This is a genomic window from Oligoflexus sp., assembly GCF_035638955.1.
Classification (GTDB): Bacteria; Bdellovibrionota_B; Oligoflexia; order Oligoflexales; family Oligoflexaceae; genus Oligoflexus.
The window spans coordinates 53,409-68,522 of the sequence record NZ_DASQYZ010000056.1; the positions used below are offsets into that span (position 1 = coordinate 53,409).

Consider the following 15,114-nt stretch of genomic DNA (forward strand, 5'->3'; position numbering starts at 1 on the left):
ACACTGACATGGGAAGAGCGCCGATGGCCTATGCAAACTTCGAAACACGCGAAATTCATTGCAAAGTCCTTTATCTCGGCGCTCCCGGAGCGGGCAAAACCGCCAATCTTCGATCCATCTATCGGCGCAGCTCCATCCGTCTGACCCGGGAACCCGCAGAATTTATCGCGGATAACTTCGCTCCCTATGAATTCATTCCGTTGTCCCTGGGTCAGCTCAAGGATTTCCACGTGAAACTCCATGTTTATACCATGCCAGAACATGGGCTTTACCCAACGTTTAACATGGTCCTGCTGAAGGGTATCGATGGGCTGGTCTTTGTCGTTGATAGCTGCCTCAGCGCCTTGCAGGAAAATCTGGATTCCTGGCAGCACACCAAAGAGCTCCTGACCCAGGAGGGGCTTAATTTCTCGGCCCTGCCGCGGGTGATTCAATATAACAAACGCGATCACGAAGAAGCCATTGCGCTCGATGTCTTGAAACAGGAGTTGAACCCCAACGGCCTGGCTGATATTGAAGCTATTGCCACGCAACATATTGGCACTCTTGAAACCATTCAAAAAATCTCCGGGCTCATTCTGGATGAGCTTGGAAAATAGGATCCGGCATGCAGCCCTTGACAGCAGCCCGCATCACAGTTCTGGTTCAAACCTTCGACGCCAAAGGCGTCATGCGCTTTCCTTCTGATCCCCAGGGCTTCTTCGGCTTGACCCGCTTCGTGGAACCGACGCTGGCGGTTTCCAAACAGGCGCAAAATATAGCGGCCAAAGCCATAGGCTGCCTGGATCTCGCGGATCGTATTGAACCCATTATCGCCGTCGAACCGCCGCTCAAAGCCGAAGGGCAGGAACCCTCCTTGCTTTATCTCATGAAAATGGATCCGAAGCTGGCCCAGGGCCAGGAGGATTGGCTTCGCATCGTGGATATTTTAAGGGCTCTGCCCCAGGGTTCGGTGCGCGTGGCTTATAACAAAGCCATGCAGGTCTTCGCCGGCACGCTCCATGACGAGTTTACGATTCTGGAAATGGACGAGGAGGTGCGGAGGCGCCTGACACAGCTCATGGCGGAAAACGGTCCGGATCTGCTAAAATAGACTCCTGGACCCCAAACCGACTGTGGAGGAGTCTTCCCTCATGCGCATGCCATGGATCAGCAGTCTCATAAGCCTCTTGCTGGCCGCACCCGCGTTCGCCATGCCCTTTAAATGTGATAAGCAGCAGATGCTTTGCGAAGTCCAGACCAAGCGTCTCACCGTCGGTGACAAGGTGGGCGTCTTTTCCAGCGACGGCCAGCTCGCTGCCATCGGTGAAGTGGTGGAAATCCGCAACAAAAGCCGCATGATCAAGATCACACAGAAATGGGCGAGCCTATTTCGTTCCTATGAAATGGAAGTGATCGAGGACGAGAAAGCCAAAAATCCCGAAAAATATTTTCGCATCATCACCCCGCTGCCGGAACTGTCCTGGGGCGTTGGCCTGGGCGGGGTCAATCTCGGTATTGGAGACAGTTTTGTCGGCACCAGCCTTGATGGTGGCGTTTACTGGCTTCTGTGGCGGGATATGTTCCTGACCGGTCGCTTGCATTACATTACGGGCGAAGGCAAAGCCTCGGATAACCTCGGCGCCGGCGTGGCTGCGGCCAGCGTTTCGGTGACGAGCGCGGGACTGAGCGTGGGCATTAGTGAGCTGATCGCTCCCTATGAAATGGTGGCCTTGCGCATGGACGGGGAAATCGGTCTCAGCAACGCAACCGTCACTCTTCCAGCCGGCCTGGATGAAGGCGACGTTCTGAACAATCGTATTGATGATGGTGTCGGCCTCTATCTGCGTTTTGGTGTGGCTGCCATCTGGCGCCGGGATGGACTGCAGCCGGAAGTTGGTTTCAGTTTCCTCCGTCTGCATGCCGCGAATAGTCCAGGTTTATTTGTGGGTGTCTCGGCACCCATCGATTAAGCGGACGCGGCCAAAGCTCTTCCGACTTTCAAGCGAACGGTCAGGCGGCAGCCCTTGCCGCCAGGATTCGGCATAATTTCAGCTGTTCCCTGCCACTTTTCAGCAATGGCTCGAATCGCTGCCAGCCCCACACCGCGGCCGCTGGTGGCGGTGGCTTTTTCGGCCGTGGAAAGCCCATCCAAAAACAGCATCGGCGTTAATTCTTCAAACGTCTGCCCTGACCATGCCCGCTGTTTGGCCAGTGCTTTCAAAAGATCCAGATCCAGACCCTGACCGTTGTCCTGAACTTCCAGTCGAACCGTGTCGGCGGATTCCTCACGTGCCAAAACCTTAAAGCGGGCGGCCGCCACTGGCAGACCACGCAGTTTCGGAAGATTAAAGCCGTGATCCACGCTGTTCGTCAGGCTGTGCACCAGGACTTCACCGGTGGCCTGAAGCAGATCTTCGGGCCAGTGCACGAGCTCATCGACGACCTCGAAACTTTCGCAATCCACTTTTTGCCTTCTCAGCAGTTTCACGACCATATTCTGGTGCCGACCGAGTTCACGGGCCAGATTCCCATCTTCCGCCTGGCTGATGGTGCTGCCCTGTTCAAGCTGTTGCACCAGGGACTCATAGTCTTTAACAATGGAGCGAAATTGTCCCAGGTGCTGCTCCCAAAGGGCAATATCCTGATTTTCCTCTTCCCTCAGGTCCAGCAGCTTGCCTTCCAGATCATGACTGCCAAGACTCATGGCTCGCATGCCGAGCGCACGGGCCACACCTTTGATTGTATGCAGGTCGCGGAAAGCGTCCTGAATTTGTTCCTCGGTGAGTGACACGCGACCCAGATTATCGATCACCCGGTGCGCATCCGCAAACGCTTTGCGTAACGCGGTGCGGTCGGCGCGCACGATTTCCAGGATCCTATGCTCGCGCTCCTGGCTCTTGCTCTTTTCAGCCTCCACCGCTGCTGCCAGTCGCCGTTCCTCGGTGGCATCATGCAGGTTCACAAGGAAGCCATGAATTTTCATGTCCTTGTCGTAAAGCGGTGTCCAATGCACCAGCACAATGCGCGTGATCCGTCCATGAATCTGCAATTCCTGAGGCAAATGCGCGGCGTTCAATTCAAAAGCCACGGCGTCTTCATGAATACAGGCGCGAAGGACCTCGCGTACCATGCTGCGTTCTTCGGCATTCAGGTGACATTGTCCTAACAGAATATCCAAAGCGTCATGGCCTGTGGGCGGCTCATGCAGTTCAAAAATCTGCTGCAGGTAAGCCGAGGATTCTCCCTCAATATGCAATTGGGCATTGATGGTGAAAATGCCCTCTTCAATGTGATCCATGATCCGCTGCATCTTGAGCTTGCTGGCCTGGATTTGCTGGGATCCCTGATGCACTCGGATCAGGAGCAGGAAGATTCCAATAGCGAGAACGGCGACCACGATCAGGGCCACCCGAATTTTGCGCGAGGTCGAGATCTCCTGTGCCTGGAGTTCATTTTCTTTTTGCAGCGCCTTATTGCGTTCGGCCTCAACCTTGAGTCCTGTGTTCACCATAAGTTCGGCGATGCTCTTTTGATTGCGTTCATTCACCACTTTTTTGAATTCGTTCACGAATGCCTTGAGGAGATCCAGGGCCCGCCTCGTTTCCCCCATGCCTTCATACATGCGGGACCGTGCTTCCAAAATGTTCCGAATGTTTTCCTTGTAATCATTCTCGGCATAAATTTTTTCGGCCCGGTCCAGGGATGCGAGCGCTTCCCTCCATTGTCGGCCTTCAATCGCCCACAGTCCGAGCACGTGAGCCGCATCGGCGACCCCAGGACTGTCATCATTTTCGCGAAACAGCCGTTCCGCCTGTTCAGCCAAGGGCTTGCTCTTATATAGATCCCCTTGGTTCAGATAGAGCTGAGCCAGATTCAGTGAAACAGTGGCTTCCAGCCATCCATTGCCCTGTTTGCGGGTGATCTGCAGAGCACTGCGATAATGCATCTCCGCCTGCTCGCGGGACGAGCGATCGTCCTTGGCGACATAAAAATCGCCGAGATGATTTTCCATGATCGATCCCAGATAGCTGAGACCCTCGCGTCGGCAGATGGTGGCGATCGCTTCATGAATCGCTGTAGCCTGTTCGTGCTGTCCTTGTTTCAAAAAGGAAATGGCCGACTGATTCTGCACGATCAACCGGTCCACCAAATCAATGTCAGGATGGGCTTTGACAATATCGTTCATTTCATTCAGCAGAATGAGCGCGTTTTTGGTTTCACCGCGTTCGCGCTGGTTGTAGGCCAAGTCCATACGCGTCTTAACCTGAGCGGCAGGGATCTTGTACCGATCTGCAAGGGACACTAATTCTTTCAGAGAAGCCAATTCCTCGCGTATTTTGGCATCCTTGTCAGGCACAAAAATCCAGACGTAACGCAGGAGAATATATTCTTCAAAAAGGCCAAGTTTTTGAGCTTCGCCCATGGCTTTCTCGAGCTCATCAAAGCGAAGGCGCAAGGGTTCGAGCGAGCCGAGTTCATTGACAGCCAGAGTGAAGGCCAGAAACGCCTGGACCCATGAGATGTTGTTGTGCCCGTTGGTGATTTTTTGCAGTTTGCTTTCAGCCGACTGTTTCAAAGCGCGTGGATCGGTTTGCAAAGCCCGTTTGATCGAACTGAGCGAATCCAGATCAAAAGCCACCTCTTGAGTATAAACACTCAATGGATGGAACAGGACGAGTACGAGCAGGACGGAGACTAAAGAACGAAGCATCGTGACCTCCTCAGCCTCCATTATCACGGAGGGCTGGAGGAAGGTCAAAGGCGTCGATTATGGGATGGCGGCTTCAATCAGATCCCGATGCAAGGAACGCAGGGCCTGCTCGAGGTTTTCCTGAGCAATGAAAAGATTGGCGACTGCATTTTTACAGTCAAAGAGCAGCGGTTGTTGGCCCAGGCTTTTTACCATGCGCCCGAGCAGTTCGGGCTGCTGCCAGAAGCCATCGCCTACGAGTGTAATGCAGGCCAAACCATGACCGCGTTCGGTTATTTTTACCGCTGCGAAGTCCTTGCTGAGGTAGGAGGCAAGTTTGTCTTTGAATTTTTGACCAAGGACCAGGTCCATCATCAAACCCTGATCCGTGTGCTGCTGCTGGACAAACAGCGGATGCTCACCCAGGGTAAAGAGATAACTGAGCACAGGACTGATCGTCTCGGCTTTGGCTCCGGATAGACGAATCCAGCTCAAATCCTTGCGATGGGTGATGGCGTGAACAACAGCTTTTTCCACAGTTTTGCTCCCCCCTACCAGAGTTCCTGGGGTTTCCAAATTGAAACTCGAACGAATTTCGAGCGGAATTTTATATTTTTTTGCGAGGTGAACGCCACGATTGTGCACCACTCCTGATCCATACCAGGTGAGGTGACTCAGGCTATCCCAGCTCATCGTCGGCATGACCTTGGCCGCTGGAACCAGGCGAGGATCTGCCGAGCAAACGCCATCGACGTCCTTATAGATCTGACAACGATCCGCCTTGAGCGTATGGGCCAGAGCAATGGCTGTCAGATCCGAACCACCACGGCCGAGCGTGGTGATTTCCTTGCCAGCTTCCGACATGCCTTGAAAACCGGCGATAATCACGAGTTTACCCGTATCCAAAGCTTTGCGAATGCGATCACCCAGGATTCTTTGAATTTTGGCATTGCCGTGCGTATCGTCGGTGAGAATGCCACTCTGCGAACCCGTCAAGGAAATTGTCGCGATTTTTAAATTGTTCAGGGCAATCGCCAAGAGAGACATGCTGATGCGCTCACCAACAGAAAGCAGCATATCGACTTCACGCTGGGGTGGCTCGGGACTTAAAGCCAGCGCCATATCCAGAAGCTCATCGGTCTGCTGACCCATGGCACTCACGACAACCACGAGGCGGTGACCTTGACGATAGGTGGCTGCAATATGTTCAGCCACACTTCGAATACGCTCAAGATTGCCGACTGAAGTGCCACCATACTTTTGTATGAAGAGACTCAAGTTTTTGATCCTTATCGCCAATTGCACAAACTTATGCAAAAATAGCAGCTATCTGGTACAAGATATACCCGGACTTGAAAAGCAAAGATTGCTGAGCCGGCACGGTCTTCCGCAGGAAGCGACATGCAAGAGAACATAGTACAAGCCGGAATCGCCTCGCCAGGCCGTCCGCTCTTCGAACAGATGGCCGCGCGTTTAGGTGTCCCTAGCCTTTATGACTATCAAATGGAAGCTGTGACTGAAGTCCTGCGCGGCAACGATTGTTTCGTCGTTGTGCCGACCGGTGGCGGTAAAAGCTTTTGTTATCTCATCCCGGCTTTGGTTTCGCCCGGCCTTGTGCTGGTCGTGTCGCCTTTGATTGCATTGATGCGCGACCAGCAGCGTCAGCTTCAGGAACTTTCGATTCCATCCCTGTCCTTTGATAGCATGATGTCGGGTGAAGAGAAGCGCGAGGCGCGGGAACAGATTCTCGCGCAGCGTTTGAAAGTCCTTTATGTTTCACCTGAAAGGCTGGCTTTACCGGGATTCCGTGATCTTCTGAAGGATCTGCCCCTGGCGTTGGTCGCCATTGACGAGGCGCATGTCGTGAGTCAGTGGGGTATGGGTTTTCGCACCGAATATCGCCGGTTGGGGGCCTATCTCGATGAATTGGGCCCGGCTCCACGCATGGCGCTGACGGCGACCGTGACCGCCGACGAACGCCGGGAAATTATTAAAATCCTCCATATGCGCGAGCCCAAACAGATTCTACGCGCCGCGCCTCGGGATAATCTGGAGCTGATCGTCCATCGGCACGACAAGGTGGATTTGCAGAAGCAGCACGTGGTGACCAGCTTGAAAGAAGCCGTGGGTCAGGCCATCGTTTACGCTGCGACCCGTAAATCAGCTGAAGAAATGTTTCATAGGCTCCGTCAGGCCAAAATTTCGGTCGGCCTCTATCATGGCGGCATGCGCGGGGATGAACGGATGCGGGCGCAGGAATCCTTCTGCGACCAGAAAATGCAGGTGATGGTAGCCACCAAAGCCTTCGGCATGGGCATCAACCTGCCTTCAATTCGTCACGTCTATCATGCAAACATGCCGTGCTCGGTGGAATCCTATACCCAGGAAATCGGCCGAGCCGGACGCGATGGAGCTCTGGCGCTGTGTCATCTGCATTATGGGCCGCGTGATTATTACATCCAGAAATTCATGATTGAAAAAAGCTATCCCGGTGAAATGGATCTGCTCAAGGTCCATGGGATTTTGCAGGATCTTTATCAGCAGCGCAGTGGTTACCGTGAAACCGAGCTGCTGCAAAAACTCGTGGTGCAAACCGATCTGGATCGCGACATCATTCGCTCGGCCATGGATTTCCTTTATCGCGAACAGGCCTTTTGCCTCACGGATTTGCCTGCCGATAGCAGCATATTCGGTGATTGGGAATCCTTTGTAACGGCAGGGGATCATGCCCATACTCTGGATAGCCTTTTACAAGCTCTCCGCAAGCAGGTAGCATGGAAATTCGATAAGCTCAACGCCATGCACAAACTTGTGAAGCAGGCGAGCTGCCCCCGACGTTACATCGAAGGATACTTCCGCTGAAGAGACGCCCAGGGCAGCCCACAAGAGGGAGCGATTCTCGTGAAACTTATGATTTTGGGCTCAGGCACCTCGACTGGCGTGCCGGTTATCGGTTGTCCCTGCGCCGTTTGTAAAAGCCCGGATATTCGCAACAAAAGAACGCGTGCCTCGATAGCTTTGCAAAAGGGTTCTGAAACCTTGCTCATCGACACGTCACCGGAAATGCGCCTGCAGGTTCTGCAGGCCGGGATCGACACGGTTTCCGCTGTTTTGTACACCCACACCCACGCCGATCACACCCAGGGTTTCGACGATTTGAGGCAGTTCTACTTTCGCCGACGGCAGTCGATTGATTGCTATCTGATGGAAGAGTATCACACTGAATTTCGTGAACGTTTTCGCTATGCATTCGAGGATACGGGTTACCTGGGAGCGACCCCGCAGGTTACACTGAAATCGATGCCGGAAGGCGGGTTTTCGGTCGGAAATTTTGAGATAGAACCGGTACGTTTGTCGCATGGTCACGTCACGACCTGTGGCTTTCGTTTTGGAAATTTTGTCTATGCCACTGATTTTAAAGGATTTCCTGCTGACGTCATCGAGCGATGGCGGGGCCGGATTCATACCATGGTGGCAAGCGGCATTCATTTTGGCTCCCATAAGACACACAATGTGATTCCTGAAACCATCGAGCTCTTTCGCCAACTCGGCGTGAAGCGTGGCATCATTTCACATCTGGCTCATGATGTCGACTATGCCAAACATAACGCAGAAATGCCGCCGGCGGTGGAGCTTGCTTATGATGGAATGACGATTGACCTGGGGGCTACCGTATCGTAAGAACGTGCGGTGATCGCGAGGGGCAATCACAGCGCTTTTTGAGACATTTTAAGGCAAAGGTCAGCACGTATGATTATCGGTGTTCCCAAGGAAATTAAGAACCGCGAGAATCGAGTGGCCATCGTTCCTGGTGGCGTGAAAATGTTGGTGGACTCAGGCCACCGGGTTTTGGTCGAAAAGAGTGCCGGTCTCGGCGCAGGGATCCCCGACGAAAAATATCTGGCCGCTGGTGCCACCATGATTGGATCTGCCGCAGAAATCTGGGGCAGCGCTGACATGATTATCAAAGTGAAAGAGCCCGTCGCGCAGGAATTTCCCCTGATGCGCAAAGGCCAGATTCTTTATACCTATTTGCATCTGGCTGCCGCTCATGAATTGGGCCACGAGCTGGTCAAGCGCGGCGTGAGTTCCATCGCCTATGAAACGATTCAGCTCGCCAACGGTTCGCTGCCTTTGCTCACGCCCATGAGTGAAGTTGCAGGCCGGATGTCGGTGCAGGTCGGTGCTCAGTGTTTGCAAAAACATTCCGGTGGCAAAGGCCTTCTGCTCGGCGGCGTTCCCGGTGTTCGACGCGGTCGCGTGGCCATCGTCGGCGGCGGCGTGGTCGGTGTGCATGCAGCGAAGATGGCGATTGGCCTGGGCGCGCGCGTCACCATCCTGGATGTGAATGCAGCACGTCTCGCTTATCTCGATGATATCTTCGGTCATGACATCGATACCATGATGTCGAACCCGGAGAATATTGCTGAATCCGTGGCTGAATCCGATCTGGTGGTCGGCGCGGTTCTGATCGCTGGCGCCAAGGCTCCTCGCCTTGTGACCCGCGAAATGGTGCGCACCATGGAACCTGGTTCCGCTATCGTCGATGTCGCCATTGATCAGGGCGGCTGTATTGAAACCATTCGGGCCACCACCCACGATGATCCCGTCTTTGTGGAAGAGAATGTTCTGCATTACGGTGTCACGAATATTCCGGGTGACGTTCCCAAAACCTCGACCTATGCCTTGACCAACGTCACGCTGAAATATGCGATGGATCTGGCCAACAAGGGTCTGGAAAAAGCGCTGCGTGAGTCGCCGGCTTTGACTTTGGGTTTGAACACCTACCAGGGCAGGGTCACCTACGGCGCCGTTGCCGAGGCCCTTGGTCTGTCCTATGAAAAAGTCAGCTTCTAATTTTCCCAGCCGTATAGGGGTCCGGAAGGGCCCCCTGAACAAGGTTCCCCGCCGATGGATATGACCTACACACTGATTGATTCTGGAAACTTTCAAAAGCTCGAGCAGGTTGGACCCTATCGCATGGTGCGGCCGTCGCCGCAGGCTGTGTGGACCCCGCGCCTTGGTGAAGATCAATGGAACCGGGTGGACGCTCGCTATGCCCGTTTCAGCGGTGGCGATGGGAAGTGGACCTTCTTCAATAAAAAAATGAAAGAGCAGTTCGTCATCAACTACGGTGGCCTCAATCTGCAGATGGACCTCACGGATTTTGGCCATCTAGGCTTGTTTGCCGAGCAGGCCGGCAATTGGCAGCGCATCCGCAATCTTTCGTTTGACGGCTCGCGCAACGGCCGTGAATTCCATGTGCTGAATCTCTTTGCCTATACGGGCGGTTCTTCCCTGGCCGCAGCTCAGGGTGGAGCGAAAGTCGCCCATGTTGATGCCTCGAAGACATCGGTAGCCTGGGCCAGGCAAAACGCCGAACTGAATGAGCTCGGATCGCATGAAATCCGCTGGCTGGTCGAAGACGTGCAAAAGTATGTGGCTCGTGAAGTGCGGCGCGAGAAAAAATATCACGGCATCATTCTGGATCCGCCCAGCTTTGGCCGTGGCACGAAAAATGAAGTCTGGAAAATTGAAGAGCACCTGGTGCCGCTGCTCGATGGCCTCAAGGAACTGTTGGCGCATGATTTCAAATTCATTCTGCTGAGTTCGCACTCGGCGGGTTATACGCCGGTCGCCATGCGCAATCTGCTGCTGCCTTTGATCGGCCCTGTGCCGGGACGATTCATTGAAGAGGAAATGCTGGTTCGTGAACGCGATTCAGGGCGCGCCTTGCCCAGCGGATCCAACACCTGGTTTATTCGGGATTGATATGATCACCATCACGAGTCCGCAGAATCAAAAAATCAAGGATGTCATCAAACTGCGCGACAGCAAAGCGCGGCGGCAGACGGGTCTCTTTGTTCTGGAGGGTGCGCGTGAAATCAGTCGAGCCCTGGACAGCAGCTACATTTTGAGATCGCTCTATGTGTGTCTCGACGTTTTAAGTCCCGAAGCTCGGGATTTGACATCGCAGATTGATGAGCGATTGAAACTGAATATCACCATGGAAGTTTTTTCCAAACTTGCGGTTCGCGAAGGTAGTGATGGTTTGGTGGCTGTTCTGGAACAAAAGTCCTTCGATTTAAGCAGCATTCCGGACAAGCCAGACCCATGGCTCCTGGTGCTGGAAAACATCGAAAAACCCGGTAATTTTGGAGCCTTGGCGCGTAGTGCCGATGGCGCTGGTATAGATGCGATCGTAATCTTGGACCCCAAGGCCGATCCGTTTAATCCCAACGCCTTGCGAGCCAGCGTCGGGGCTCTCTTTAGCCGACCCTTGATCGTCACCGATCATGAAACGTTCGCGACCTATTGCGCCAGGAAGAAAATCCGCATCGTGACGGCTTCGCCCTTTGCGAAGGATTTTCATTTCCAGGCTGATCTGCGGGGTCCTTTGGCACTTGTTCTCGGTTCGGAAGCCTGGGGTCTTTCCCCTGTCTGGCAGAAGCTCGAGAACATTCCTGTGAAGATCCCCATGCAGGGCCTGGCTGATTCCCTCAATGTGTCCGTCGCCGGCGCTGTCATACTGTATGAGGCCTTGCGTCAACGCTGGTCGTGAACCTTTGATCTCACTCCACTTCCGCAGCTTTCTCGGCTTCTTTGTCTTTGCCTTTGCCTTTGCCCGGGGACAACGTGCTCAGGGCAGCCGCAAGCGCTTCCAAATCCTTTTCACTGGTGTCTTTCAAGCCAGCCATTTCCGGGACGGCGGCAATTGCGGCCTTGAGTGCAGCCAGTGATGTTCGGCTCAGATTGGATTGAGCCAGATCCTGATGGCACGAGGCACAGAGCTTGGCATAAAGGTCTTTGCCACTCAGCGCCATGGCTGGATCGACCTTGTCAGCCGCGGGGTCCAGCGGGGTTTCGCCTGGGGTTTCACCGGCAGTGGCATCGGCATCGGCCGGAGTTTCCACGGCGGCAGCTTCCTCACCTTGTGAGCGCTTGCTCTTGTTAATTTGGTCGCATGAGATCAAAGCTAGAGCGAGACCGCAGATCAGGGTAAGGTGCTTGGCGTTCATGGCTTGTTTCTCCCGTTGTGAAAACAATATTAGATCGATGCATTCTGGGTTTGCACAGTTTCAAGCATGCCTTTGAGTTCTTCGATTTCCTGCTTCAGTTCAGCCAAAGCTGCCTCCATCGCAGCTTGTAGTTTTTCGCGCTCTTCAGCGGCTACCGCCTGGCATTGCTCCATATCAGCGTTGCCGGCATCTTCAGGTTTCTGCAGAGCAGCGCCCTGGCCGCGAGCGTCCGCACAGGCCGCTTTGATTTTATCCTTGGCGGCTTCGCGCGCTGCACGCATCTCTTCGTGCTTGGCTTCGATCGCAGCCTTGATCTTCTGGCCCATGCCTTCCAGACCCTCTTTCTTTTCTTCATCACTGACTTCGCCGTCCTGGTCTTTATCCAGCTTGGCTTTCAGTTCGGCCTTCATCTCAGCCTTCAACTCTTTCCATTGAAGACGCAGGGCAGCCTTTTCTTCTTCGCTCAACTGGCCATCGCCATCGGCGTCCGCTTTAGCCAGGAGTTCCTTACGCATTTCGCTCTGCGATTTGACTTGAGTTCCCAAAACTTCGGCTTGGGCTTCTTTAGATAGATTGAAATAAGCAGACTCGATATCAGCAGGACCCTGCTCAACAGATTGAGTTGAGTTGGGGTTATTACATGCCAACAAAAACAAGGTGGCGCCGTATACTATTAGAGTACGGGTCGTAAGCGGTGTCTTTCTCATTATGGTCCCTCCAGGCGTTGCAAAATCGTACCTACACTATCGGCCCGACCTGGAGATTTTTTAAAGACCAGCTTCTTGGGATGTAATAACGCGGGCTTGTGTACCCGAATTAAACCGTACACAGAATTTTAGGTTCAATTTCCAAGTGATTTTGCCCCGTCTAATATAATCAACGGGTTAAGAAAAAATTTTGTACACAAAAAACCCTAAAGTTTTTGATAAAAAAGCCGATAAGAACCCTAGCACCTCGATTCATGCGCGCTTAGACCAATGGAGCTGAACTTGAAAAAGTCAGGACTAAGAGAGATTGTGAAAAAAGATGTGAAGCCGAGTTCCTATCTCGACTATCGCCTCTTCTTTCGCGCCCTCTATGAGCATAAGAAAGCGGCAGGGGAATACTCCTACCAGAAGTATGCTGAAGATCTTGGTTTCAAGGCGACCACGGTCATGCATCAGATCGTGCACGGCTATCGTCCCCTGACGGATAAAGCCGCTGTGAGTGTGGTGGAGCGACTCGAGCTGGAACAGGCCGAAGCCCAGTATCTAACGGCCCTGGTTTCGTTCTGCAACGCCAAGACATCCGTGAAGCGAGAAGAGTATTTTCAAAAGCTGCAGACGCTGAAAAAGAAAACGCTGCCAGATGAACTCGACAAGGATATGCTGGAATACTTTTCAGTCTGGTACAATCCGGTGGTTTGGGAATTGATCGGCACTCAAGGCTTCCAGCCGGATATTAATTGGATTGCTAAACGCATTCGACCCAATCTGAAGCCGGCCCAGGTCAAAGCCAGTCTGGAACTTTTAGAGCGCCTGAATCTGATCGCCTTTGATGCTGAGCACAATACCTGGCGCCAAACGAAAGACCGGGTCAGCACGGGTCACCGCATCAAGGGTATGGCTCTGGTCAGTTACCATAGCAGCATGATCGATCATGCGAAGGCAGCCTTGACGTCGATTAGTGGAACGCGACGCGATGTGAGTGCCGTGACTGTCAGTGTGAATGAAGAAACAGCAAAGAAACTACGCGCGATGATACACACGTTTCAATTGCAACTTTTGGACGAAGCGGATCGGGCAGGAGCGGGTGATGAGATCTATCAGATTAACATCCAACTCTTCCCTTTCACCGAATGAGGGCACGAATGCTTAGAGACTTTAAATCCATCGTAAAAGCGGCAGTATGCGTGCTCGTCATCGATGCCTGCGGCGGCACCCTGGGCGGCAATCCGGAAATTACGGATCCCGATCAACAGCAGGTTCCTGACACAGCCACCACGCCGGCTTTGACCTTTTCGCTGACCGATGCTCCGGTCGAGGACGCCCGGCATGTTTACGTCGCCGTGGAAAGCGTTCAGATTGCGCAGGCGGAAGGCACCTGGATCACGATTCCTATGGAAACGGACGAAGAAATCGACCTTCTGCAGCTGCAGAATGGTACCACCTCACTGCTGGCTTCCATTGAATCGTTGCCTGCTGGAACCTATGGCCAAACCCGTCTGGTCCTGGTGGAAGAAGCCCCTGGTCGCCTGATCGATAACGAAGGCGTTGAGCATGCGTTGTTCATTCCCAGCGGTAATGAGGCCGGCCTTAAGATACAAACAGCTTTCACCAAGGTCGAAGGTGTCCCTCTGTCTTTAACCATTGACTTCGATCTGCGCAAATCCATTAAAGCTGCTGGCAGCGGCAATGGCAATAGCAGCAAGAGCAAGTATATGCTGAAACCTGTGCTTCGCCTCGCTGATAACAGCAAAGCAGGCAGCGCCACGGGTGAAGGCGAAAATGGATCGGTCGTCTGCGTGTATGCCAATGACGCGACCAAAGATAACGATGACTCCTGTGACAATGCCATTACCTCGGCCACCGTTAAAAATGGCCAGTTTAAAGCTGCCTTCCTTGAGCCGGGAACCTATGACCTTCGCGTCTTCCGCAACAAGATTGCGGTCGGTGACGTCGAAGATGTCGAGGTCACGGCTGATAGTAATAACTCGAACGCGGGTATAAAGGTCAAACTGCCTTGATCATAGATCGTTTTCCTGTTCGCCTAAGACACAACGGAGACAACAATGAGACCATGGCCAATTCTGGTTCTGGGGATGGCAACGCTTTTGCCCATCGCCTGCCAAAAAGGAAAATTTTCAGAGGACAAAACCGTAGGGCAAAGCTACGAAATCAAGATCGTGGATCCCAATGGATCGGATGCTATCGCGACGATAGAGGGCCCTGATGGCGTCAACGATTCCAAGGACGCTGGTGGCGCCGGTACGGGTGGAACCGGCGATGGCGCCGGCGGCGTCGACACAGGTGATGCCGGCGGCAAGGGCACACCCGGAGATGACGGTGATGATACGAACCAAGGCGATACTACTACGCTTGGCAAAGGTACCGGTTCCGATAAGGGAACGGACAAGGATAAAGGGTCAGGCAAAGGCAATGATGCTGATGCCGGTGCCTGTGCTTCCATTGCTGGCGTGAACAAGGATCGCGTGAAGGTGAGCGGTTCGCAGAAGTCGATTACCCTTGCCAATCAGGACGCATTCGCCCTCAAGGTGACTGGCAACCAAAATAAAGTTCACCTGAAGATGTCCTCCGATGGACCTGGTGCGAAGGTGTCAGCCATCTGTATCTTCATCGCAGGAAACCAAAACAATGTGACCATGGATATTGGCGTCTCCGTCGGCAAGATCTACATCAAGGCTCGTGGAAACAAGGCTTTGGT

Annotated in this window: 14 protein-coding genes and 1 pseudogene; 11 read left to right on the forward strand and 4 right to left on the reverse strand. The window is 53.4% G+C overall.

What is annotated here, in order from left to right:
• The first annotated feature begins 23 nt into the window (after positions 1 to 23).
• The 3 genes from VE954_RS05660 to VE954_RS05670 are packed head-to-tail and all read left to right on the forward strand — an operon-like array spanning position 24 to position 1,952.
• Positions 24 to 599, forward strand: a complete 576-nt coding sequence (locus VE954_RS05660; RefSeq protein ID WP_324950550.1) for a GTPase domain-containing protein — start codon at positions 24 to 26, stop codon at positions 597 to 599.
• Positions 600 to 607: 8 nt separating this feature from the next.
• Positions 608 to 1,093 (forward strand): hypothetical protein, encoded by a 486-nt coding sequence (locus VE954_RS05665; protein ID WP_324950552.1) that lies wholly within the window; start codon positions 608 to 610, stop codon positions 1,091 to 1,093.
• A 40-nt stretch (positions 1,094 to 1,133) separates the two neighbouring features.
• Positions 1,134 to 1,952, forward strand: coding sequence for a hypothetical protein (locus tag VE954_RS05670; protein WP_324950554.1), 819 nt, complete (start codon positions 1,134 to 1,136; stop codon positions 1,950 to 1,952).
• On the opposite strand, the gene VE954_RS05675 is transcribed toward VE954_RS05670, so the two are convergent.
• Positions 1,949 to 4,693, reverse strand: coding sequence for an ATP-binding protein (locus tag VE954_RS05675; RefSeq protein WP_324950557.1), 2,745 nt, complete (start codon positions 4,691 to 4,693; stop codon positions 1,949 to 1,951). The genes VE954_RS05670 and VE954_RS05675 overlap by 4 nt on opposite strands.
• Positions 4,694 to 4,750: 57 nt before the next feature.
• The gene (locus VE954_RS05680) at positions 4,751 to 5,950 is read right to left on the reverse strand and encodes an aspartate kinase (protein WP_324950559.1); all 1,200 of its coding nucleotides are present in this window, start codon (positions 5,948 to 5,950) and stop codon (positions 4,751 to 4,753) included.
• A gap of 123 nt (positions 5,951 to 6,073) precedes the next feature.
• On the opposite strand from VE954_RS05680, the gene VE954_RS05685 reads away from it, so the two are divergent.
• The 5 genes from VE954_RS05685 (at position 6,074) to VE954_RS05705 (ending at position 11,234) form a co-directional block, all read left to right on the forward strand.
• A complete protein-coding gene (locus tag VE954_RS05685; RefSeq protein ID WP_324950561.1) occupies positions 6,074 to 7,534 on the forward strand; it encodes a RecQ family ATP-dependent DNA helicase in 1,461 nt (486 codons plus the stop codon).
• A 48-nt stretch (positions 7,535 to 7,582) separates the two neighbouring features.
• Entirely contained in the window at positions 7,583 to 8,353 is a 771-nt protein-coding gene (locus tag VE954_RS05690) for an MBL fold metallo-hydrolase (RefSeq protein ID WP_324950578.1), read from the forward strand.
• A gap of 69 nt (positions 8,354 to 8,422) precedes the next feature.
• Positions 8,423 to 9,529 (forward strand): alanine dehydrogenase, encoded by a 1,107-nt coding sequence (gene ald / locus VE954_RS05695; protein WP_324950563.1) that lies wholly within the window; start codon positions 8,423 to 8,425, stop codon positions 9,527 to 9,529.
• Between the two features lie 54 nt (positions 9,530 to 9,583).
• Positions 9,584 to 10,444, forward strand: a complete 861-nt coding sequence (locus VE954_RS05700; RefSeq protein ID WP_324950565.1) for a class I SAM-dependent methyltransferase — start codon at positions 9,584 to 9,586, stop codon at positions 10,442 to 10,444.
• Position 10,445: 1 nt separating this feature from the next.
• Positions 10,446 to 11,234: a TrmH family RNA methyltransferase gene (locus tag VE954_RS05705; RefSeq protein WP_324950567.1), complete on the forward strand. Its 789-nt coding sequence runs from the start codon at positions 10,446 to 10,448 to the stop codon at positions 11,232 to 11,234.
• A 10-nt stretch (positions 11,235 to 11,244) separates the two neighbouring features.
• On the opposite strand, the gene VE954_RS05710 is transcribed toward VE954_RS05705, so the two are convergent.
• A complete protein-coding gene (locus VE954_RS05710; protein ID WP_324950568.1) occupies positions 11,245 to 11,691 on the reverse strand; it encodes a hypothetical protein in 447 nt (148 codons plus the stop codon).
• 29 nt (positions 11,692 to 11,720) lie between these two features.
• A complete protein-coding gene (locus tag VE954_RS05715) occupies positions 11,721 to 12,398 on the reverse strand; it encodes a hypothetical protein (RefSeq protein ID WP_324950570.1) in 678 nt (225 codons plus the stop codon).
• 282 nt (positions 12,399 to 12,680) lie between these two features.
• Here VE954_RS05715 and VE954_RS05720 point away from each other — a divergent pair, with 282 nt between their 5' ends.
• The 3 genes and pseudogenes from VE954_RS05720 to VE954_RS05730 form a co-directional block, all read left to right on the forward strand.
• A complete protein-coding gene (locus VE954_RS05720; RefSeq protein ID WP_324950572.1) occupies positions 12,681 to 13,532 on the forward strand; it encodes a TIGR02147 family protein in 852 nt (283 codons plus the stop codon).
• A gap of 8 nt (positions 13,533 to 13,540) precedes the next feature.
• Positions 13,541 to 14,416 (forward strand): DUF4382 domain-containing protein, encoded by an 876-nt coding sequence (locus tag VE954_RS05725; RefSeq protein WP_324950574.1) that lies wholly within the window; start codon positions 13,541 to 13,543, stop codon positions 14,414 to 14,416.
• A 45-nt stretch (positions 14,417 to 14,461) separates the two neighbouring features.
• A pseudogene (locus VE954_RS05730) lies at positions 14,462 to 15,114 on the forward strand (hypothetical protein); the annotation flags it as partial.

Excerpts from the sequence above, each read along its gene's own strand:
- VE954_RS05660 (WP_324950550.1), top strand. The coding sequence starts at position 24 with ATGGCCTATGCAAACTTCGAAACACGCGAAATTCATTGCAAAGTCCTT.
- VE954_RS05665 (WP_324950552.1), top strand. The coding sequence starts at position 608 with ATGCAGCCCTTGACAGCAGCCCGCATCACAGTTCTGGTTCAAACCTTC.
- VE954_RS05670 (WP_324950554.1), top strand. The coding sequence starts at position 1,134 with ATGCGCATGCCATGGATCAGCAGTCTCATAAGCCTCTTGCTGGCCGCA.
- VE954_RS05675 (WP_324950557.1), bottom strand. The coding sequence starts at position 4,693 with ATGCTTCGTTCTTTAGTCTCCGTCCTGCTCGTACTCGTCCTGTTCCAT.
- VE954_RS05685 (WP_324950561.1), top strand. The coding sequence starts at position 6,074 with ATGCAAGAGAACATAGTACAAGCCGGAATCGCCTCGCCAGGCCGTCCG.
- VE954_RS05690 (WP_324950578.1), top strand. The coding sequence starts at position 7,583 with ATGATTTTGGGCTCAGGCACCTCGACTGGCGTGCCGGTTATCGGTTGT.
- ald (WP_324950563.1), top strand. The coding sequence starts at position 8,423 with ATGATTATCGGTGTTCCCAAGGAAATTAAGAACCGCGAGAATCGAGTG.
- VE954_RS05700 (WP_324950565.1), top strand. The coding sequence starts at position 9,584 with ATGGATATGACCTACACACTGATTGATTCTGGAAACTTTCAAAAGCTC.
- VE954_RS05705 (WP_324950567.1), top strand. The coding sequence starts at position 10,446 with ATGATCACCATCACGAGTCCGCAGAATCAAAAAATCAAGGATGTCATC.
- VE954_RS05710 (WP_324950568.1), bottom strand. The coding sequence starts at position 11,691 with ATGAACGCCAAGCACCTTACCCTGATCTGCGGTCTCGCTCTAGCTTTG.
- VE954_RS05715 (WP_324950570.1), bottom strand. The coding sequence starts at position 12,398 with ATGAGAAAGACACCGCTTACGACCCGTACTCTAATAGTATACGGCGCC.
- VE954_RS05725 (WP_324950574.1), top strand. The coding sequence starts at position 13,541 with ATGCTTAGAGACTTTAAATCCATCGTAAAAGCGGCAGTATGCGTGCTC.